Origin of the sequence: Mucilaginibacter sp., from assembly GCF_039921305.1 — a bacterium.
Classification (GTDB): domain Bacteria; phylum Bacteroidota; class Bacteroidia; order Sphingobacteriales; family Sphingobacteriaceae; genus Mucilaginibacter.
Window position 1 is genome coordinate 18,290 of the sequence record NZ_JBDSCA010000082.1, and the last position, 20,439, is coordinate 38,728.

The window sequence follows — 20,439 nt, forward strand, 5'->3', positions numbered from 1 at the left end:
AACTATACAGGGCGAACTTACATGGCCGCTCTGCCTAAAGAGATTGCTTCGTACCTCGCAATGACGCTTCTTCGTTTACTTCAACATCTTCCATCTTACCTCTCACATTTTCCATCATTTCAGCACTTCCCTCGATATCACTATCTTCTGAATCTCAGAAGTACCCTCATATATCTGTGTGATCTTGGCATCACGCATTAAGCGCTCTACATGGTACTCTTTAACAAAGCCATAGCCACCGTGTATCTGCACAGCCTCAATGGTTACCCGCATGGCCACATCCGATGCAAATAACTTAGCCATTGAACTGGCTTGCGCATACGGTTGTCCATTATCTTTCAGCCAGGCCGCCTTTAAACACATTAAACGGGCCGCTTCAATTTCGGTAGCCATATCGGCCAGTTTAAACTGGATAGATTGATGCTCAGATAAAGGCTTACCAAAAGTTTTACGCTCTTTACTATAAGCCAGAGCCAACTCATAAGCGCCGGATGCTATACCTAACGCCTGCGAAGCGATACCAATGCGGCCACCCTCCAAAGTCTTCATAGCAAATTTAAAACCGAAGCCATCTTCACCAATACGGTTCTCTTTAGGCACTTTCACATCGGTAAACATCAACGAGTGTGTATCGCTTCCGCGGATGCCTAATTTATTTTCTTTAGGGCCAATGGTGAAACCCTCCATTCCCTTCTCTACAATTAAAGCATTGATCCCATGATGCCCTTGCTCGGCATGAGTTTGGGCTATTACCAAATAAGTTGATGCATTGCTACCATTGGTGATCCAGTTTTTGGTGCCATTCAGTAGGTAATGATCACCCATATCAATAGCGCTTGTATGTTGCGATGTAGCATCGCTGCCCGCTTCGGGTTCCGATAAGCAAAACGCGCCTATCTTTTCGCCTTTGGCCAGGGGTACCAAATATTTTTGTTTTTGCTCTTCGCTGCCAAAGTGCTCTAAACCATAACACACCAGCGAATTATTAACCGATACCACTACCGATGCCGATGCGTCTATTTTAGATAGCTCTTCCATCACCAGCACATACGATATGCTATCCATGCCGCTCCCACCATATTTGGGGTCAACCATCATACCTAAAAAACCCAGCTCACCCAGTTTCTTAACCTGCTCTGCCGGGAATTTCTGATGCTCATCACGCTCAATAACACCTGGTTTAAGCTCTTGCTGTGCAAAATCACGGGCCGCCTGGCGTATCATCATGTGTTCTTCTGATAGTTCAAAATGCATATCTATGTTTGGTTATGAGGATCAAGATAAAGAGATAAAATCAATTTCCTCCCCTTGCAAATACCAACAATGGACATGCTTTTTTGTCCTGATTCTTGATTCTCGGCTCTTGATTCCAATTTATAATTCAAATATAAACTATTATGCATGCATAGCAAAATAGTTTACGCAAAAAAAGAGAGCTCTTTTGAAGCTCCCTTTCCCCTAATTAATTTAAACTATTGATTAAACCCAAACAAAGAACACAAATTACTCAGCATGGGCGTCTGAGAACTCAAAACAAAAAATTTTTCATGGGTAGATGCAAAATTTTTATTTCCTAAAGTGATAAGCCTTGGTACTTCGTTTTGTATACACCAAATGTAAGCGCATAAATAAGTACAAACAAATACTAAAACGTCAGGAAATTTAATTTATCTTTAATTATTCATTGGTGTGGTTACCCTAGTAGGTAACAAACACGCTTGTTTTTAAACTTATTGTAATATATTAGTTACAATAGAAGTACTTACAACCTATAGGAACAAATTTGACGACAAATGCTACTTACTGATTTTGAATATTTAAACACGTCAGAAATCGCCTTTAAAAAAAAGGTGGCCCTCCAAATTAAGCGTTTGCGTAGGCAAAACCAGGTGAGCCAGGAAAAATTCTATACCGAAACAAACATCAACATTGCCCGTTTAGAATCCGGAAAGGTTGATATCCGTTTAGATACCCTGCGTAAAATATGCTACTACTTTGATGTATCCTTGTCGGGATTTTTCCAGGGTATTTATTAAGCACCTTTTTTAATGGATATTACAAAGGCGATAGAAACTTGGTGGGCCGCCCAAAGTACATTGGAGGTTGTGGGCGTAATTACCGGTTTGCTATGCGTATACCTTGCTGCCCGCAATAACATCTGGAACTGGAGTTTCGCCATTGTGAGCGTTGGTATTTACATCTTCATCTTCTGGGATTCCAAGCTTTACGCGGATATGGGCCTGCAATTTTATTTTATGGTCATGAATATTTATGGCTGGTATTTTTGGAGCCGCAAACCTAAAACCGAAGCCAAAACCCCCGTACTAAAAATTACCCATACCGAAGTATCCCTCAGTATTGCAGCCGTTATTGTGTTTACAGGTTTATTAGGCATTCTGCTCAAAAAAAACACCGATGCCGCTTTTCCTTTTATCGATAGCTTTTGCACCGCATGCAGTTTAGTAGCGCAAGTATTTTTAGCCCGCAAGGTTTTAGAGAATTGGCTCATCTGGATCTTTGTCGACGTAATATACGTTGGTGTATATTCTTTCAAGCATCTTAACCTAACTGCCCTAATGTATGCCATTTATATTGCCATAGCTTTAATGGGGTATCTGGACTGGCGTAAAGATTATCGTAAACAACAAACTATCCAGGCATGAGTGGCATCATCAAAATAGCGATAGTAGGGCCCGAGTCAACAGGTAAATCTACCATGTCGGCCTATCTGGCTAATCATTACCATACCGTTTGGGTGCCCGAGTACGCCCGGGAGTACTGCGACGCCTTAACCGAACCACCCACCTGGCAAGATGAGATCAACATGTTTCACGGCCAGATAGCCCTCGAAAACAGCCTGATCCCCCAAGCCAACAAAATACTCATTTGCGACACCACGTTTATCACCGTCAAGATCTGGAGTGATCAGATGTTTGGCAAAGCACCGCAAGTGGTTATTGACGAGCTATCACAGCATCATTATGATTACTACCTGCTCCTCAATATCGATTTGCCCTGGGAAGATGATCCCCTACGGGATTTCCCAAACATGCGTGAGCACTTTATGCAGGTTTGGCATAAAGAGTTACAAGCGCTAAATGCACCATATATAGTTATTTCGGGTATTGGTGATGAAAGATATCAAAGCGCGGTAAAGGCGATTGATAATTTTTTGAAAGATCATACCATATAAAACACCATACCTCCATCGCGTCATTGCTGTAAAGGTCAGATAATTCGGTAACAGAATTAGCTTTATACTATGTAAGCTAAAAGTTATGCGGAATATTAATAATGACCTAACGCTAAAGCGGAACTATCTGAGCAAGTATCGTTTCCTTATTGGAGAATATGAACAGGTAAAACGTGGAGAGCACACGACCTTTAAGTTTGCCAAGGACTTCTATTCGGCCCATGACACTGACCCACGAAGTTTTCTGAAGTATTACAATCGTTTTAAGCAGTCCGGCAACGAATATGATCTGTTACCCGCCAAACGCGGGCCGAAGTATAGTACCCGTCGTCCTGATCCTGAAGATGAACAGCAGGTATTAGATTTGCGTGCCAGAGGCTGCAATAAGTTCGAGATAGCAGATCGGTTTAAGCAAAAAGGTAATAACTTTACACCATCGCCTTCAGGTGTATATAACATTCTGAAGCGGCACAATAAGAACCGTTTAGCTGTTGCAGATAAAGAAGAAAAGCGAAAGATTATCAAAGAGCGTATGGGCCAATTAGGACATATAGACTGTCATCACCTCAGTAAAAGTGTGATCAGGGGACAAAACAGGAAGCTATACCTGCTTTGCGTATTGGACGACCACTCCCGCCTGGCCTGGGCAGAAGTAATGGAAGATATTACCGCTTTAACCACGATGTTTACAGCACTGCGCTGTATGCAGGCACTTAAACGTGAGTTCGGTATTCAGTTCGAAGAGATCATCGCTGATAATGGCCCGGAGTTCGGCACTTCTACCAGTTTGAATAAGAAAAACCATCCCTTCGAACGAATGCTGGTAGAAACAGGTATCAAACGACGTTACATGAAGCCTTACCGCCCGCAGACGAATGGTAAGGTTGAACGTTTCTGGCGTACACTTAAAGAAGATCTTATCGAGGATACCGATTTTGACAGCTTTGCAGAACTCGAAGATGAACTTCTTAAATATCTCGTTTACTATAATTGGGAAAGGCCACATCAAGGTATCAATGGAAAAAAACCTATCGAAATGACCACCCTAAACAACAAATAAAAATCCTGATTCTATTACCGAATTAATAAACCCTTACAATTGCGAGGTACGAAGCAATCCCCAACTGTACAGAGCCACTATGTAAGTCTGTTTGTCCTAAAGAGATTGCTTCGTACCTCGCAGCAATGACGCTTCTTTAAAGTATCTTTAATAAACATTAACATTTTTTCACGCTCATATGCAACGTTTTAAAAAACGCTGTGTCATTTAACCTGAAAGCTGAATAAAAAATTTGGAAGCCGTTTATGTAGACAAACATTACAACCTGGTGGTTGAATGTAAACAGGGAAGCAAACAGGCTCATTACGAGTTATACAAATTATACTCAAAAGCGATGTTAAATACCGCTTTCCGTATGATGAATAACCTGGATGAGGCCCAAGATGTATTGCAGGAAGCATTCCTGGATGCGTTTGCACGGATAAAAGATTTTAGGCAGGAAACAACTTTTGGCCTTTGGTTAAAGCAAATTGTTGTACACCGCTGCATAAATCAATTGCGCAAACGCAAAATGGATTTGGTTGACATTAACGGTGAAGAAATAGAGAACTTGGCCGATGCTGACCCGGATGACGATAGCGAACTGCAATACAAAGTGGACCAGGTTAAACAAGCCATGAAACTATTGCCCGAAGGTTACCGCATTGTTTTATCGCTTTACCTTTTAGAAGGGTATGACCATGAGGAGATAGGGCAGGTTTTAAGTATAAACGAGAATACATCTCGCACTCAGTTTTTAAGAGCAAAAAGAAAGTTAATTGAAATTTTGAAACAGAAAGGAATAACATCATGAGCAAGCGATTAGAAAATTTCATCAAAAACAATACCGACGAGTTTGATGATCTGGAACCCGGAAATGATTTATGGACTAAGATAGAAGCAAAACTCCCGGCAACGGAAGTACAGCTCCCAAAGCGCGAAGCCAAAACCTTTACACTGGGTTTTGTAATGCGTGTAGCCGCTTTAATAATAGTAGTAATGGCTATAGGTTTCGTATGCTATATCAAAACCGAAAAGCACGATCACACAAACACCCGCGATATAGCAAACGCCATAAGCCCTGAGTATGCCAAACAACAGGCCCACTACGTATCATTGGTTGAAACCAAGCGTACCGAGTTAAGAACACTGGCAAAAAATGATCCGCAGCTATACAAAGAGTTTAGCGGCGAGTTAGCAAAAATGGATTCCACCTATAAAAAATTAAATAAAGATTTAGTAACCAGCCCCGACCAGGAAAGTGTTTTACGCGCAATGATCCGGAACTTGCAAATACAAACCGAGGTGCTTAATCAGCAATTAAATGTAATAGAGCAGTTTAATCAAAGTAAAAAACAACAAAAAGATCATGAAATCAAAAATATTTAATACCAGCCTATACACCCTGATTATGGTGGTGGGCCTACATACCATTGCCTTTAGTCAGGATGTGCCTCCTGCAAAAGAGAAAGCCCTTGAAGAAAAAATGGTGCAAATGGAGAAGAAATTACAAGATATGCAAACCAAACTTGATAGCATGAAGGTACTTACCAGGCACAATTTGCAGGCCGCAGCATTAAACGGTCAGCTTTTTAGCACCTCTACCAATGGAGTGGGGATCGTTATTGATAGTAACGGGAAAGAAGTAAAAATTAATGGACAACTTTATACTACCAAAAGCCTTAAAGCTTTAAAGGTAGCGCCCAGGGTATATAAAGTAGCGCCTACAGCACCTTTAGTAGTTCAAAGGTATGGCTATACTTATGACGGAAGCGCCGCCAAAGCGTATCAGGGTGTAGCAAAGTCTTTTAGCCATAGCAGCAATACATTTACCTATAACTCTTCGGATAAAAACCTTGATGAAAAAATTAAAAGCGGCGAAGTAAAAGAGAAAACAAAAACATTCAGCAAAAGCTATTCGGTTAGTTCGGGTGATAAATTGCAGATCAATAACAGCTATGGTAAAGTAACCGTAAACACCTGGAATAAAAACGAGTTTAAGGTTGATGTTGAAATTAAAGGTATAGCTAACGAAGAAGAAGATGCCCAAAAATTATTAGATGGCATTACCATTAACGATAATAAAGATAATGGCGTAATATCATTCACCACCAAAATTGAGAGCCAGAACCACCAATGGGGCAGCTGGAGTAACAATGGCAAAAGCTACGTAAACAAAGCGGTGGTAAATTACACGGTATACATGCCATCAAAAAGCGCGTTAGAAATTAAAAACCGCTTTGGCGCCGTAACCCTGCCCGATTTTAAAGGCAAGTTATTGATCAATACCCAGTACGGTACTTTTACCGCCAAAGATTTAACCAATACCGAAAACGATATAACCACCCGCTTTAGCGATGTCAACATCGAATCAATAACCGGAAGCACGCTCAACTGCCAATACAGTAATGGTGGTGGTGTTAAAATAGGCAGTGCCAATAACCTCAAGTTTACAGGTGTGAGTATTTCCGCCGATATATCCACAATTAAAAGCTCGGGCGAAATATCGGTAAGATACGGTGATGGTTTAAAGATAAACGGTCTGGATAAAAATGTAAAAATATTAAACGTTAACTCATCTTTCGCGCCGGTAACTTTAAGTTCAAAAAACAACTTTGATTTCTCTGTAGCGATCAGAATGGGTGGCGAACTTAAATATGACGACGACCGTGTTAAAGTAACCAACAAAACACCCGAAGATTCAAAACGTTTTTCCACAACAAAAACCTATACCGGCTACGCAGGCAAAAACAACTCCGATACCAAGGTTACCATTAATAACTCGTACCAGGGCGTACAAATTCTATAGTCCCTTATTCAAATCAAATATCCCACAAGCTCCGCCCATCAGCGGGGCTTTTTTTTATTGCGCAGTACCGATCCGTTGCCAAACCATTTACGTAAATACACGTTGGTAAACAAAATATATAATTGAAACAGCCCATCAGCATTTTTTGGTTCCGGCGCGACTTGAGATTAAATGATAACGCAGGCTTATATCATGCCCTTAAAGGCAACACACCTGTACTATGCCTCTTTATTTTCGATCCCGAAATACTGGATAAACTGGAAGATAAAGATGATGCCCGCGTAACCTTCATCTACCAAACCATCCAAGGTTTAAACAGCGAGTTAGCAACCCACAACTCATCGCTCTTAGTCAAATATGCCAAACCTTACCATGCCTGGGACGAGATTTTAAATGAGTACAACGTACAATCCGTTTATACCAATCACGATTACGAACCCTATGCTCTTGAGCGTGATAGTGAAATGAAAAAGCTATTCAATAAAAAAGGCATTTCATTTAACACTTACAAAGACCAGGTTATTTTTGAGATGGACGAGGTTATTAAAGATGACGGCAAACCCTATACCGTATTTACACCTTACAAACGCAAATGGAATGGCAAGCTTAACGCTTTCTATCTTAAATCATATCCTACCACAAAATACCTAAAAAACCTTGTCGGGATAAAACCACTGCCTATCCCAACATTAAAAGATATGAGCTTTGTGAAAAGCAAAACCAGCTTCCCACCAAAGGAATACAAAAATGTAATTGATAATTATGCAGGGAAGCGTGACTATCCGGCTGTTAAAGGCACGTCGCACATTGGCCTGCATTTACGTTTCGGCACAGTAAGCATCCGCCAGCTGGCAAGCGATGCCAACCAGGCCCCCGAAAAAACATGGCTGAATGAATTGATATGGCGTGACTTCTACGCCATGATATTATACCACTTCCCCCAAATGGCTACACATGCCTTTAAGCCAGATTACGACCGCATTAAATGGCGCAATAACGAAACCGAATTTAAAGCCTGGTGCGAAGGTAAAACAGGCTACCCCTTAGTTGATGCCGGCATGCGCGAATTGAATGCCACAGGCTATATGCACAACCGTGTACGTATGGTTGTTGCCAGCTTTTTAAGCAAACATTTATTGATAGACTGGCGCTGGGGCGAACATTACTTTGCCCGCCTGCTATTAGATTACGAAATGGCAAGCAACGTAGGCGGCTGGCAATGGGCCGTCGGATCGGGTAATGATGCGGCTCCGTACTTCAGGGTATTTAATCCCGAACTGCAACTCAAACGCTTTGATCCCAAATTGGAATACATAAAAAAATGGGTTCCGGAATATGCCGACTTCAGCACATATCCAAAACCCATTGTTGATCACGTTTTCGCTCGCGATCGTTGCCTTAAAGCTTTTAAAGCGGCTTTAAGTAAATAAATTAATTGGCAACCGTTATTATGCTCATATCAAAACGCAAACAGCTAAATGCCGGTATCCCAAACCCACCGCTCGCGCTATTAGTAGCTCCGGCCACACCATAAGCCAACGCTGATGGTGTAATGATAGAAATATCTGCACCCGCAGTAGCCTTAGGTAAAGCGCCAAGCATCGCGTCAACAACCTCATCTTTGTACAGTATCAATGACGAAGCCGCATAATTACCTTCAATTATCTGCTGATCAAAAATAGCGGTGTTAAATAAAAAGCCCGTATACTGAACCCCAACAACCGAGCCTATGCCAATTTTATCAGTACCTGTACCGGCCTTGGTAATTTTGTAATATAGCCCCTTATATTTACCTGTATCAATTCGGGTATAACCGCTAAAGCCTTGCGCGGCAAGGTATTTTTTAATACTGATCTCATCATAAACCGCTTGCTTTAAAACAGTTTCGGGCTGGTTGGTTAAAGGGTTGGTAACAACCATGGTACCCTTCTCGTCCATAATAGTAATAGTATAATCAATACCCTGGTTACCCGGAATTGTAGTGGTGGATGTAGTTGTATTTGATGTATACCGGGTTACTGTTGTACCATTAATACCATAGGCCATTCTTGATGGCACCAAAACACGTATTTTAGTACCCCTTGTTTTTGCTATATTTTTAATAGCGGTTTGTAAACCTGTTGGGCCTATATAAGGCGCATAACTGTAAACATGGTTCAATATAGTATCGCTGGAGTTAAACTGACCATCGAATGATTTGGCCGTATATAAATACGCCGTTTGTGTAGTGTTCAGGATAGAATCACCTTTACCGGGGATAATAACCTGGTAATAAATACCGGTAGTATCACCATTGCCGGTATACGGTTTCATCTCCGTAAGGTTATTGCTTTTAATATAGTTTTGTATCTGATTGTCGTCAAACTGTTTTAGGCTGATATCAGTGCCGCTTTTTCTGCATGATAATAAGCCAAAGGCACACAATACCATCAGGGTATATAAAATTCGCTTCATTAAATTAGTTGGTTATATCGTAAAGTTTTATTCTAAAATCAAGTATGGCGTTAGCCGGTAAATTATAATCAGATTGCGGATATGGCCCATAAGCATATCCCGATGGAACGATAAGCCTGATGGTGCCGCCCTTTTTATTAAAAGGAAGCCCCAATTGCCAGCCTTGAATAACATTCCCCAAGGTAAACGATGGATGGAAACCGGCCATATTATCAATAAATGTATTGCTTTGGCCAAGTATACTACCTTTAAAGCCAACAGTTACCAAAGTTGAGTTTGTAAACAAGGCGGTACCGGTACCCACAGTATCGATAATATAAAACTCCCCTGTTTTTCTGATCTCTTTAGCCACCGTATTCAAATTGTTATCAGTAAGGTATTTGTGTATTATAATGCTATCGGCGGCAGCTTGTACACGTGCGTTATCTTCCAGCGTATTGTCTTTTCCACAACCGCTCATTATTATACACACAGCAAATGCCAATAACAGTATTCTGCCCATTTTACTAATAAAGGGCAAATTTATTCTTTTAAAATTCAAAAACAGAACCTTAACACTTTTTAACACATTTTAGTTGAAATAAAATATGTTGTTATTGCTCAAACATGCTTTGAAACCCTATAAACGCACAAATATCACTTTTAGTTCAATGCCTGTTTTATAACGCATTTAACATAAAAAGCCGCCACCTTTTGGCAGCGGCTTCGGCATTATATATTAATGGTCAGTTAATAACAATATTTGTTGGCCTCAATAATTTGTTTGGCCACACGCTGGCGCGCATCCTTAATATTAAACGGCGCTGTTTTGGTGAATCGTTTTAATCCCATCATCATTGCGGTAAACTCGTCACCTTCGGCAAAAGAGTTCAGGGCCTCTTTACCTGCAAGGTAAGTATGATCAACGGCTTCGTGCAAATAAATGCGCATCATATCCAGCTGGCCCTTGCAGGCTTCTTCGCCACGCATGCTCACCAGTTTCTCGGTACGCAGTATGGTTGATTCGGCTACATATACATAACCAATAATGTCGGCAATGTTCATCAATATCTCTTGCTCTTTGCCCAAGGTAGCCATCAGTTTTTGTACCGCGGCACCGGCTATCATTAAACCGGTTTTCTTTAAATTTTTCAACACCCTTTTTTCGTAAGCGAAAGGCGAATCATCTTCGGCACCAAAATCAGGGATAGCCATTAACTCTCCGGCAACAGCCATGGCTGGTGTCATCAAATCCAACTCGCCTTTTAGGGCGCGTTTTAATAACATATCTACGATCAGCATCCTGTTGATCTCGTTGGTACCTTCAAATATCCGGTTGATACGGCTATCGCGGTAAGCACGCTCCATCGGCGCCTCGGCGCTGTAACCCATACCACCGTAAACCTGCAAGCCTTCGTCAACCACATAATCCAAAGTTTCAGATCCCCATACTTTTAGTATGGCGCACTCTACGGCAAATTGCTCTACCGATTTTAGTTTGGCTTTCGCCAGATCCATGCCACCGGCGTGTAATGCTTCGTAAGCATCATCAATATTCTGACCGGCACGATATGCCGCGCTTTCGGTAGCGTAAATCCGTGTTGCCATCTCGGCAAGTTTGTAACGGATGGCACCAAACTTAGATATCGGCAGTTTAAACTGAACACGTTCATTAGAATAGTTAACCGCGTAATTTATAGCCATACGTGACGAACCAATAGCTGCTGCACCCAACTTGATACGGCCAATGTTCAGGATGTTTACGGCGATCTTAAAACCGTTCTGGCGCTCTGATAACAAGTTCTCAACCGGAACCGGGCAATCGGTAAAGAATACCTGACGGGTTGACGAGCCTTTGATACCCAATTTATGTTCTTCAGGGTTCATGCTGATACCACCGAATTCCTTTTCAACAATGAACGCGCTCAAATTAGCATCATCATCAATTTTAGCGAACACCACGAAGATATCGGCAAAGCCACCATTGGTGATCCACATTTTTTGACCGGTGATCAAATAATGCGTTCCGGCTTCGTTCAATATAGCTTTGGTACGGCCCGAGTTAGCATCCGAACCAGAATTTGGCTCAGTTAAACAATAAGCAGCTTTCCACTCACCAGTACCTAATTTAGGGATGTATTTGTTTTTCTGAGCTTCGTTACCATAATAAAGGATCGGCAACGTACCGATACCGGTATGAGCAGATAAAGCCACCGCGAACGAATACCCCGCGCCAACAGCATCAGCAACCAACATGGAAGTGTTGAAGTTTTTACCAAAACCGCCGTATTCTTCGGGGATGGATACACTGAGCAAACCTAATTCGCCAGCTTTATCCATTAGCGTTGGCATTAAACCTTCTTCCTGTGCATCAATACGTTCAAGGTTAGGGAATACTTCGGCAGCCAAAAAATCCTCACAGGTTTTTTTGATCATCTGCGATTCCTCGTCAAACTCCTCAGGTATAAAAATATCCGCGGCTTCAGTTTCTTTAATAATGAACTCACCGCCTTTTATTGCCTTTTTTTCTATAGTGTCCATGACTTTAATATTTCTTGTTCTTAACCCGTTTATAACATTTCGAAAACGCCCGCAGCGCCTTGTCCCGTTCCAACACACATGGTAACGATACCATATTTCTTATCCACTCGTTTCAATTCGTTCATCAATTGAACCGTTAATTTAGCGCCCGTACAACCAAGCGGATGCCCCAACGCAATGGCACCGCCATTTACATTTAACTTGCTTTGATCAATGCCTAACTCCCTAACTACCGCTAATGATTGTGATGCGAAGGCTTCGTTCAATTCAAACAGGTCTATTTGATCTAAGGTCATTCCCGCTTGTTTAAGTGCTTTCGGGATAGCATAAATAGGCCCAATACCCATAATTCGTGGCGGAACACCTGCAACGCCATAGCTTACCAAACGGGCTATAGGTTTTACATTCAATTCTTTCAGCATCTTTTCGGATACGATCAAAACGAACGCCGCTCCATCTGATGTTTGTGATGAGTTACCCGCGGTTACCACACCATCGGCACTGAATACCGGTTTTAGTTTGGCCAGTTTATCAATGCTGGTATCAGCTCGTGGCCCTTCATCAGTATCAACTATGTATTCTTTGGTTTTCTTTTTCAGATTGTCATCCAGATAGGTTTCCTTAACGGTGATAGGCAATACACCTTGTTTCATGTGCCCATTCTGGATAGCCTTGATGGCCTTCTGGTGTGAGTGGTACGAAAACTCATCCTGGTCTTCGCGACTAACATTATATTCTTTAGCAACCGCTTCGGCAGTCAGGCCCATGTTCCAATACCAATCCGGATGCGTTGTAGCAACGGTTTCGTTCGGAACAATTTTCCAGCCGCCCATTGGAATGGTCGACATTACTTCAACGCCACCGGCAATAATACAATCTGCCATGCCCGCACGGATCTTCGCCGTAGCTGTCGCGATAGTTTCTAATCCTGATGCACAGTAGCGGTTCATTATTACTCCCGGAACCTTATCAGTATCTAATCCCATTAACGAGATCAAACGTGCAACGTTTAAACCTTGTTCAGCTTCGGGTGTAGCGTTACCAACGATAACATCGTCGATACGTTCTTTATCCAATCCGGGAACTGAAGCTACTAAGGCGCGGATAACTTCGGCCGCCAAGTCATCGGCACGGGTAAATCTAAACACACCTCTCGGTGCTTTTCCTACTGCTGTGCGGTATCCTGCAATTATATATGCTTCTTGTGCCATTTTTTTATTATTGGCGTCATTGCGAGGTACGAAGCAATCTCTAAATTATACAGAGCGGCTCTGCTTACGTAGAGATTGCTTCGTACCTCGCAATGACGTGATGTTAATTTCTCAACGGTTTTCCTTTAGTTATGATACTCTGTATTCTCTCTAATGTCTTCCTTTCACCACAAAGCGATAAAAATGCTTCACGTTCCAAATCCAACAGATATTGTTCGGTTACTAAGGTTGGTGATGATAAGTCGCCGCCGCACATTACGTAGCCTAATTTTTCGGAGATCTTTTTATCGTGCTCCGATATGTAATGGCCCGAATACATGGAATTAGCACCAATGTAAACCATACCTAAACCTGCTTTACCTAATACCTTAATATCTTTACGATGCGCTGGTTGGGTATATCCGGCATCGGCTAATTCGATCGCTTTTTCTTTGGCATCAGCAATTAAACGGCTACGGTTCATGCTGATGCTGTATTTATCTTTCAGCAAGTAACCCAATTCGTAAGCTTCTTGTGCCGAGGTTGAAACTTTAGCCATACCAATGGTAAGGAAGCGGTCTTTTAAAACGTTTTGCTCTATCTGGCCTTCTTTAAACTCATCGGATGTTCTCAAAGTAAACTCTTTGGTACCGCCGCCACCGGGAATCAATCCTACGCCAAACTCAACCAAACCCATGTAAGTTTCGGCGTTAAGCTGAACGTGATCGGCATGTAAGCAAAACTCGCAGCCACCACCTAAGGTTAGGTTATGCGGCGCTACCACTACCGGGATGGATGAGTAACGGATACGCATAGAAGTATTCTGGAACATTTTGATAGCCATATTCACCTCGTCCCATTCCTGCTCAACGGCCATCATAAATATCATACCCACATTGGCCCCTGCCGAAAAGTTGGCTCCATCGTTACCGATAACTAAACCGCGGTAATCTTTTTCGGCTAAGTCTATCGCTTTGTTAATGCCTTGCAGCACCTCGCCGCCAATGGTATTCATTTTAGTGTGGAACTCCAGGTTCAATATACCATCGCCTAAATCGGTAATGGTTGTGCCACTGTTTTTCCAAATGGTTTTGTTGGCGCGGATGTTATCCAATATAATAAACTGCTCCGTTCCCGGGATGGCTTTATAGCTTTTAGTCGGGATATCGTAATACATTTTAACGCCGTTCTCTACCTTGTAAAAGGTTTGGTTACCGGCATCCAGCATTTCGTGTACCCAGGCAGCGGCTTCGTTGCCTTTTTCTTTCATTTTGGCAACGGTATCTTTAATACCTAAAGCGTCCCAAACCTCAAACGGACCAAGCTCCCAGCCAAAGCCAGCTCTTAGCGCATCATCAATACGATAAAGCTCATCGGATATTTCCGGGATCCGGTCGCTCACATATTCAAACAAACCATAGAACGAGGTGCGGAAAAACTCGCCTGCCTTATCAGTTCCTTTGGCGTAAACCTTCATCCGCTCACGCAGGTTTTCAACCGGTTTGGTTGCCTCCAGCGTGGCCGATTTTACTTTGATCTGCGGTTTATATTCTAATGTCTTCAGGTCTAAAGCTAAAATCTCGCTTGAGCCATCGGCATTTTTAACTTTTTTGTAAAAGCCTTGCTTCGTTTTATCGCCCAACCATTTGTTTTCGGCCATCTTCTTCACGTACTCAGGGAGTACGAACAAATCGTGCGCCTTATCATCCGGAAGGTTATTGTATAAACCGTTGGCCACATTGATCATGGTATCCAATCCCACAACATCGCTGGTGCGGAAGGTTGCTGATTTTGGCCTGCCCAAAACCGGACCGGTAAATTTATCAACCTCTTCTACCGTTAAATCCATTTTCTCCACCAAATGCAACAGCGCCATAATGGAGTAAACGCCAACCCGGTTAGCGATGAATGCTGGTGTATCTTTACATAAAACCGTGGTTTTGCCTAAAAACTTATCGCCGTAATGCATCACAAAATCAACAACCTCTGGGCTGGTGCTTGGGGTTGGGATGATCTCTAATAACCTTAAATAACGTGGCGGGTTAAAAAAGTGCGTTCCGCAAAAGTTGGCTTTAAAATCATCACTGCGGCCTTCGGCCATCAAGTGAATGGGGATGCCGGATGTGTTAGACGTAATCAGCGTACCCGGCTTGCGGAATTTTTCAACCTGATCGTAAACCTTCTTTTTAATATCCAGGTTTTCGACAACAACTTCTATCGTCCAGTCGCAACCGGCAATATCTTTCATGTTATCGTCAAAGTTCCCGGTGCTTATCCGGTTCACTACAGCTTTGGTATATACAGGCGATGGGTTCGATTTTACCGCCGCTTCTAAAGCCGCGTTGACTATGCGGTTTTTAACTTTGGGGTTATCAAGCGCCAGGCCTTTAGCTTGTTCGTCGGGTATTAGTTCTTTGGGTGCAATATCCAACAGCAAAACCTCAACGCCAATATTGGCAAAGTGGCATGCTATCCGCGAACCCATAACACCGGAACCTAAAACGGCTACTTTTTTAATTGATCTCTTCATTTGGATAGATGTTTTCGCCCTTAAACAAATCCTCCCACTGGCTGGCGGAGAGAATCTGCAAAGAGGGCTTACTCAGGTTTATAATCGAGGGTCAGTTGATTTATTTTTTTTAATGTTTCGGCTAACTGGTCTTTTTCGCTTTCGCTGATATGATCGTTTAAGTAGTCGTTAAACTTGCGTACAACAACGCGGGCCAGATGCCTTTTTTCGCGACCAAGATCAGTAAGGTGTATTTTAACAGAGCGTTTATCGCCTTTGTTCGACTCACGGTAAATTAAGCCATCCGCCTCCAGGTTACTCAGCATCCGCGATAAACTGGTTGATTTTAAACCAAGCAGCGCAGCTACCTGCGACACCGTTGTTCCTTCCTTTTCGTTAATGTTAATTAACAAATAGCCAATAGATTGGGTGATGCCAAACTCGGATGCCAGCTGGTTGTACCGGTTAGCTACCGTTTGCCAAACTACTTTTAAATAATAATCGATGGTTTCTTGTTGGTTCATATTTACTATGCAAGCATAACAAATATATAGAGTAAGATTTTAATATGCAAGCATAATGATTAGAAAGTTTTTCATGAGCTTTTAGCTGCAAGCGACAAGTTTCAAGCAAATACTATTCTTTAACTTTTTTGATCAGACTGGAGAGCATTTTCTGGACCTCAACTATTTGTTCAAGAATTTCTGGCGTAGTAAGCTCCGTAATATAGTTAAGTTTATTAGATAAGATTATTTGTGTTTCTAATTCCAAAGACGAACCCAGCGCACGTTGCAAATATTCACCAAAATATTTTGCGTCGATGCACCAGCACCTTCTGCGATATTTGATGGAATGGATACAGCAGCGCGCCTTATTTGAGATATCAAACCAAATTTTTCGTCGGCTGGAAACTTATTGGTAATAGCATAAATAGATATCGACAAATCCATAGATTTTTGCCAAACCAAATAATCTTTAAAGTTTCTCATAGATTAAAATACGCTATTACTAAAAACTTGAAGCTTGTAGCTTAAAACTTGCAGCTCCCCTACCAACCTAACTTAGTATCATCGCCCCGCGGATCGGCGCCACCTTCATAGTACCCCCACTTGTTGAGCAAGATGGCATCTACCCTACCTATCTTAGCTCCAACATTAAACCTATAGCCCTTTTGCTCAAGGCGAATCTTAGCTAAACTATCAATAGCACCCTTTTCGGCAGAAATTTCATCGGGTAACCATTGGTGATGGAAACGTTTTGAGGTTACAGCTTTTTGCATGCTTTGGTCAAAATCGATCACATTTAATAGGGTTTGGAATACCGAGGTAATGATGGTTGAACCGCCCGGTGTACCTACCACCATAAACAGCTTGCCGTCCTTCTCCACGATAGTGGGTGTCATAGACGAGAGCATACGTTTGCAGGGTTGTATAGCATTGGCTTTGCCACCAACCAAGCCAAACATATTGGGCACGCCCGGTTTAGCGCTAAAATCGTCCATCTCGTTGTTCAGTAAAAAGCCCGCGCCTTTTACCACAATGCGTGAGCCGAAGCCCCCATTTAAAGTTGTAGTGACAGATACGGCATTACCATCATGATCTACAATAGAAAAGTGGGTAGTTTGGTCGCTTTCGTAACCAACAAAAGAGCCTGGTAAAATAGTTGAACTTGGCGTAGCGGCAGCCCAATTGAAACCCTTCATTCGTTCTTTAATATACGTAGGGTTTAGCAAGCTATCAACAGGCACTTTGTAAAAGTCCGGATCGCCTAAGTATTTGGAGCGGTCGGCATATACCCGGCGCTCCGCTTCCACGATGAGCTGCACGGTCGAATCACGATTGAATCCCCAGCTTTTGATGGGATAGTTCTCTACCGATTTAAGCAATTGCAATAAAGCTATGCCACCGCTTGATGGCGGCGGCATGGTGATGATCTTGTATCCCTTATAATTGCCAATAATGGGTTTGCGCCAAACAGAATGGTAGTTGGCTAAATCAGCCTTCGTAATCAGGCCATTGCCACTTTTCATTTCGGCAACTAACGAATCCGCTATAGCACCCTCATAAAAACCTGAGCGGCCTTTATCGCGGATAAGCTCTAATGTTTTAGCCAGGTCTTCCTGAACTAATATATCACCTTCGGCCCAGCCTGTATCTTTAAGAAAGTAAGCCTTGCCGGGATTGAGTTGTTTGATATCAGCCTGAACAGCATTCAGCGCACCGGCCAATTTTTTGGTTATCTTAAAGCCATCGCGGGCCAGATCGATAGCCGGTTGCAGGAGTTGCTCCCATTTAAGTTTGCCGTATTTTTTGTGAGCCTCAACCATACCATCTACAGATCCGGGTACGCCCGAAGCCTGGTGTGTGGCTAAACTCATGTTAGGTATTACATTACCGGCACTATCTAAAAACATATTGGTAGTTGCCGTAGCCGGGCCTTTTTCGCGAAAATCAAGGGTATTGGTTTCGCCGGTTGATGAGCGGTAAACCATAAAGCCACCACCGCCAATATTGCCAGCATCCGGGTAAACCACGGCCAATGCAAACTGAACGGCTACGGCGGCATCTACCGCGTTACCACCCTTTTTCAGGATGTTTAAGCCTACCACCGATGCATCGGGATAAGCGCATACCACCATCCCGTTACGAAACTGATCGCCATTATCTTTACCCAACTGCCCCGATACACAGCTCCCCAGCAAAAAAAATCCTGCCACAACGGGCAGGATGTAATGATATTTTGAAACGGTATTTGATGACTTAAGCATGTGGCGTAGCGCTTTGATAAATTTTCACTACTAATTTATCATATTTCTTTAAGATCACCTTACGCTTCAAACTTAATTTAGGGGTCATCTCGCCCGTAGCTATCGACCATTCATCGGCAATCAGCTCAAACTTTTTAACCTGTTCCCAATGGCCAAAACCTACATTATAGCGGTCAATCTCGCGCTGATATTTTTCAATAACCTGAGCGTTGGTAATGATATCTTCTTTGGTGGTGTATTTGATACCCTTTTTAGCACACCAGCCTTTCAGCGCATCAAAAGCAGGTAATATCAAGGCAGCAGGGAAACGTTCGTTTTCGCCAATCACGATGATCTGCTCTATCAGTGGTGATTCTTTAAATTTATTTTCGAGCGTTTGGGGAGCGATGTATTTACCGCCGGCGGTTTTGAAGATCTCCTTTTTCCTATCGGTAATGCGCAGATACTTGCCGTCAACCAGTTCGCCAATATCACCTGTATGGAAATAGCCCTCGGCATCAAGGGCTTCTTTAGTGGCATCTTCGCGTTTATAATATCCCTTCATTACATTGGGACCTTTCACCATGATCTCGCCATCCCCGGCAATTTTAACCGATACACCTGTCAATACCGGGCCAACCGTACCAAACTTAGTACCGCCCGGCATCGGGAAATTAACGGTGATTACAGGGGAGGTTTCGGTTAAACCATAGCCTTCTAATATCTTGATCTCGGCAGCCCAAAACACCCGGGCCAAACGTGGTTGTAAAGCCGCACCACCAGATACGATGGCAATAATTTCGCCACCCAAAGCCTCGCGCCATTTACTGAAGACCAATTTACGTGCAAGTTTAAGCTTGGTTTCGTACCACCAGCCATTTGCACCATCCAGCTCGTATTTTAATCCCAAATCAAGCGCCCAATAAAAGATGCCTTTTTTGATGCCTTGTAATTCCGCTCCTTTGGCAACTATCTTATCATAAACCTTCTCTAACAAACGCGGAACAGTGGTAAAGCAATGCGGCTTAACATCCTGCATATCGGCAACAATGGTATCCATGCTTTGGGCATAATATACCGATATACCCAAATAGAAATACATATAAACCACCATCCGCTCAAAAATATGGCACATGGGCAAAAAGCTCAATGCACGCTTTATTTCAGCGGGATATAGTTTGGATGATTCCATCACATTGCTGATCAGGTTTCCATGTGTCAGCATAACGCCTTTAGGTGTACCGGTTGTGCCGGATGTATAGATCAGCGTAAGCAGATCATCAGGTTGTATTTTATCACGATATTCCTGCAGGTTTGGCTCCTGGTGCTTTTTGCCTAATTCAACAACCTCGCTCCAATGTTTTGCGCCTTTCATTTTGTCGTAAGTATAAACGATCAAATCAGGGGCTACTTTTTCTTTAAGAATCTCAATTTTATGATAGATGTCTTTATCAGACACAAAAACCATTTTAATTTCGGCATCCTTCAATATAAATTCAATATCGGTATCGCTTAGGGTGGGGTACATAGGCACTTGTGTAGCGCCGATCTGCATGATACCAAAATCGCAAAAATTCCATTCAGGGCGATTACCCGACATGATGGCAACTTTATCATCCTTTTTTATCCCAAGCTCCAACAAACCATGACTTACATTATCGATGATATCCGTAACCTGCTTCGATTCATACTTAGTCCATGCACCGTTCTCTTTATAGGCAAGCATATCGCCCATCGGAAATTTTTCCAGATTATATGGTAACAGATCAAAAACCCTAGTTATGGCCATTGTAGTAGGTATTAAAGTACAAAAATGAGCGGTTATATTGGTTTGGCTATGCCATTAATCAAATATATAAAATTATGCTTGCATAGTAAATTTTACGAGTTAATTTTTCTCCGGTCTTAAAAACACACCAAATAAATACTGCAAATGCTATTTTTACGTTTTGAACCCAACATGCGCTTTAACAGCATGC

General features: G+C 42.4%; 19 protein-coding genes. 8 read left to right on the plus strand and 11 right to left on the minus strand.

The annotated features are described in order from the left end of the window. Window positions 1-114: 114 nt before the first annotated feature. Window positions 115-1,254 carry an acyl-CoA dehydrogenase gene (locus ABIN91_RS24255; protein ID WP_348054303.1) on the minus strand — a complete coding sequence of 380 codons (1,140 nt, stop codon included), beginning with the start codon at window positions 1,252-1,254 and terminating at the stop codon, window positions 115-117. Window positions 1,255-1,793: 539 nt separating this feature from the next. On the opposite strand from ABIN91_RS24255, the gene ABIN91_RS24260 reads away from it, so the two are divergent. The 8 genes from ABIN91_RS24260 to ABIN91_RS24295 all read left to right on the plus strand — a co-directional run bounded on the left by ABIN91_RS24260 (window position 1,794) and on the right by ABIN91_RS24295 (window position 8,471). Then, window positions 1,794-2,036, plus strand: a complete 243-nt coding sequence (locus ABIN91_RS24260; RefSeq protein WP_008506389.1) for a helix-turn-helix transcriptional regulator — start codon at window positions 1,794-1,796, stop codon at window positions 2,034-2,036. Between the two features lie 12 nt (window positions 2,037-2,048). Then, entirely contained in the window at window positions 2,049-2,663 is a 615-nt protein-coding gene (pnuC, locus tag ABIN91_RS24265; RefSeq protein WP_348054305.1) for a nicotinamide riboside transporter PnuC, read from the plus strand. Then, a complete protein-coding gene (locus ABIN91_RS24270) occupies window positions 2,660-3,193 on the plus strand; it encodes an ATP-binding protein (RefSeq protein WP_348054306.1) in 534 nt (177 codons plus the stop codon). The genes pnuC and ABIN91_RS24270 overlap by 4 nt, the downstream gene beginning before the upstream one ends. Before the next feature lie 85 nt (window positions 3,194-3,278). Then, window positions 3,279-4,253: an integrase core domain-containing protein gene (locus ABIN91_RS24275; protein ID WP_348054307.1), complete on the plus strand. Its 975-nt coding sequence runs from the start codon at window positions 3,279-3,281 to the stop codon at window positions 4,251-4,253. Between the two features lie 232 nt (window positions 4,254-4,485). After that, window positions 4,486-5,046 (plus strand): RNA polymerase sigma factor, encoded by a 561-nt coding sequence (locus tag ABIN91_RS24280; protein WP_348054309.1) that lies wholly within the window; start codon window positions 4,486-4,488, stop codon window positions 5,044-5,046. Next, entirely contained in the window at window positions 5,043-5,621 is a 579-nt protein-coding gene (locus tag ABIN91_RS24285) for a hypothetical protein (RefSeq protein ID WP_348054310.1), read from the plus strand. Before ABIN91_RS24280 ends, ABIN91_RS24285 begins: the two co-directional genes overlap by 4 nt. Further along, window positions 5,602-7,041: a hypothetical protein gene (locus tag ABIN91_RS24290; protein WP_348054311.1), complete on the plus strand. Its 1,440-nt coding sequence runs from the start codon at window positions 5,602-5,604 to the stop codon at window positions 7,039-7,041. The genes ABIN91_RS24285 and ABIN91_RS24290 overlap by 20 nt, the downstream gene beginning before the upstream one ends. Window positions 7,042-7,163: 122 nt before the next feature. After that, entirely contained in the window at window positions 7,164-8,471 is a 1,308-nt protein-coding gene (locus ABIN91_RS24295; RefSeq protein WP_348054313.1) for a deoxyribodipyrimidine photo-lyase, read from the plus strand. 1 nt (window position 8,472) lies between these two features. Here ABIN91_RS24295 and ABIN91_RS24300 read toward each other — a convergent pair whose 3' ends face one another. The 10 genes from ABIN91_RS24300 to ABIN91_RS24345 all read right to left on the minus strand — a co-directional run bounded on the left by ABIN91_RS24300 (window position 8,473) and on the right by ABIN91_RS24345 (window position 20,249). Further along, window positions 8,473-9,495, minus strand: a complete 1,023-nt coding sequence (locus ABIN91_RS24300) for an FKBP-type peptidyl-prolyl cis-trans isomerase (RefSeq protein ID WP_348054314.1) — start codon at window positions 9,493-9,495, stop codon at window positions 8,473-8,475. Window positions 9,496-9,499: 4 nt separating this feature from the next. Continuing rightward, window positions 9,500-9,955 (minus strand): FKBP-type peptidyl-prolyl cis-trans isomerase, encoded by a 456-nt coding sequence (locus ABIN91_RS24305; RefSeq protein WP_348054315.1) that lies wholly within the window; start codon window positions 9,953-9,955, stop codon window positions 9,500-9,502. A 269-nt stretch (window positions 9,956-10,224) separates the two neighbouring features. Next, window positions 10,225-12,015, minus strand: a complete 1,791-nt coding sequence (locus ABIN91_RS24310; protein WP_348054316.1) for an acyl-CoA dehydrogenase family protein — start codon at window positions 12,013-12,015, stop codon at window positions 10,225-10,227. A gap of 29 nt (window positions 12,016-12,044) precedes the next feature. Further along, complete coding sequence (locus ABIN91_RS24315) at window positions 12,045-13,226, minus strand: acetyl-CoA C-acyltransferase (protein WP_348054318.1); 1,182 nt, start codon at window positions 13,224-13,226, stop codon at window positions 12,045-12,047. A gap of 103 nt (window positions 13,227-13,329) precedes the next feature. Further along, on the minus strand, window positions 13,330-15,735 hold the full coding sequence (locus ABIN91_RS24320) for a 3-hydroxyacyl-CoA dehydrogenase NAD-binding domain-containing protein (protein ID WP_348054319.1): 2,406 nt from the start codon (window positions 15,733-15,735) through the stop codon (window positions 13,330-13,332). Between the two features lie 68 nt (window positions 15,736-15,803). Beyond that, the gene (locus tag ABIN91_RS24325; protein ID WP_348054320.1) at window positions 15,804-16,238 is read right to left on the minus strand and encodes a MarR family transcriptional regulator; all 435 of its coding nucleotides are present in this window, start codon (window positions 16,236-16,238) and stop codon (window positions 15,804-15,806) included. Between the two features lie 112 nt (window positions 16,239-16,350). After that, entirely contained in the window at window positions 16,351-16,509 is a 159-nt protein-coding gene (locus ABIN91_RS24330; protein WP_348054321.1) for a four helix bundle protein, read from the minus strand. Beyond that, on the minus strand, window positions 16,476-16,703 hold the full coding sequence (locus ABIN91_RS24335; RefSeq protein ID WP_348054323.1) for a four helix bundle protein: 228 nt from the start codon (window positions 16,701-16,703) through the stop codon (window positions 16,476-16,478). The genes ABIN91_RS24330 and ABIN91_RS24335 overlap by 34 nt, the downstream gene beginning before the upstream one ends. A gap of 59 nt (window positions 16,704-16,762) precedes the next feature. Next, entirely contained in the window at window positions 16,763-18,481 is a 1,719-nt protein-coding gene (gene ggt, locus ABIN91_RS24340; protein WP_348054325.1) for a gamma-glutamyltransferase, read from the minus strand. Next, complete coding sequence (locus ABIN91_RS24345) at window positions 18,474-20,249, minus strand: long-chain fatty acid--CoA ligase (protein WP_348054327.1); 1,776 nt, start codon at window positions 20,247-20,249, stop codon at window positions 18,474-18,476. Before ABIN91_RS24345 ends, ggt begins: the two co-directional genes overlap by 8 nt. Window positions 20,250-20,439 lie beyond the last annotated feature (190 nt).

Bases quoted from the DNA above. Each gene is read 5' to 3' on its own strand.
- ABIN91_RS24310 (WP_348054316.1), bottom strand. From the start codon at position 12,015: ATGGACACTATAGAAAAAAAGGCAATAAAAGGCGGTGAGTTCATTATT.
- ABIN91_RS24325 (WP_348054320.1), bottom strand. From the start codon at position 16,238: ATGAACCAACAAGAAACCATCGATTATTATTTAAAAGTAGTTTGGCAA.
- ABIN91_RS24305 (WP_348054315.1), bottom strand. From the start codon at position 9,955: ATGAGCGGTTGTGGAAAAGACAATACGCTGGAAGATAACGCACGTGTA.
- ABIN91_RS24300 (WP_348054314.1), bottom strand. From the start codon at position 9,495: ATGAAGCGAATTTTATATACCCTGATGGTATTGTGTGCCTTTGGCTTA.
- ABIN91_RS24260 (WP_008506389.1), top strand. From the start codon at position 1,794: ATGCTACTTACTGATTTTGAATATTTAAACACGTCAGAAATCGCCTTT.
- ABIN91_RS24275 (WP_348054307.1), top strand. From the start codon at position 3,279: ATGCGGAATATTAATAATGACCTAACGCTAAAGCGGAACTATCTGAGC.
- ABIN91_RS24315 (WP_348054318.1), bottom strand. From the start codon at position 13,226: ATGGCACAAGAAGCATATATAATTGCAGGATACCGCACAGCAGTAGGA.
- ABIN91_RS24320 (WP_348054319.1), bottom strand. From the start codon at position 15,735: ATGAAGAGATCAATTAAAAAAGTAGCCGTTTTAGGTTCCGGTGTTATG.
- ABIN91_RS24345 (WP_348054327.1), bottom strand. From the start codon at position 20,249: ATGGCCATAACTAGGGTTTTTGATCTGTTACCATATAATCTGGAAAAA.
- pnuC (WP_348054305.1), top strand. From the start codon at position 2,049: ATGGATATTACAAAGGCGATAGAAACTTGGTGGGCCGCCCAAAGTACA.
- ABIN91_RS24290 (WP_348054311.1), top strand. From the start codon at position 5,602: ATGAAATCAAAAATATTTAATACCAGCCTATACACCCTGATTATGGTG.
- ABIN91_RS24285 (WP_348054310.1), top strand. From the start codon at position 5,043: ATGAGCAAGCGATTAGAAAATTTCATCAAAAACAATACCGACGAGTTT.
- ABIN91_RS24270 (WP_348054306.1), top strand. From the start codon at position 2,660: ATGAGTGGCATCATCAAAATAGCGATAGTAGGGCCCGAGTCAACAGGT.
- ggt (WP_348054325.1), bottom strand. From the start codon at position 18,481: ATGCTTAAGTCATCAAATACCGTTTCAAAATATCATTACATCCTGCCC.
- ABIN91_RS24335 (WP_348054323.1), bottom strand. From the start codon at position 16,703: ATGAGAAACTTTAAAGATTATTTGGTTTGGCAAAAATCTATGGATTTG.
- ABIN91_RS24255 (WP_348054303.1), bottom strand. From the start codon at position 1,254: ATGCATTTTGAACTATCAGAAGAACACATGATGATACGCCAGGCGGCC.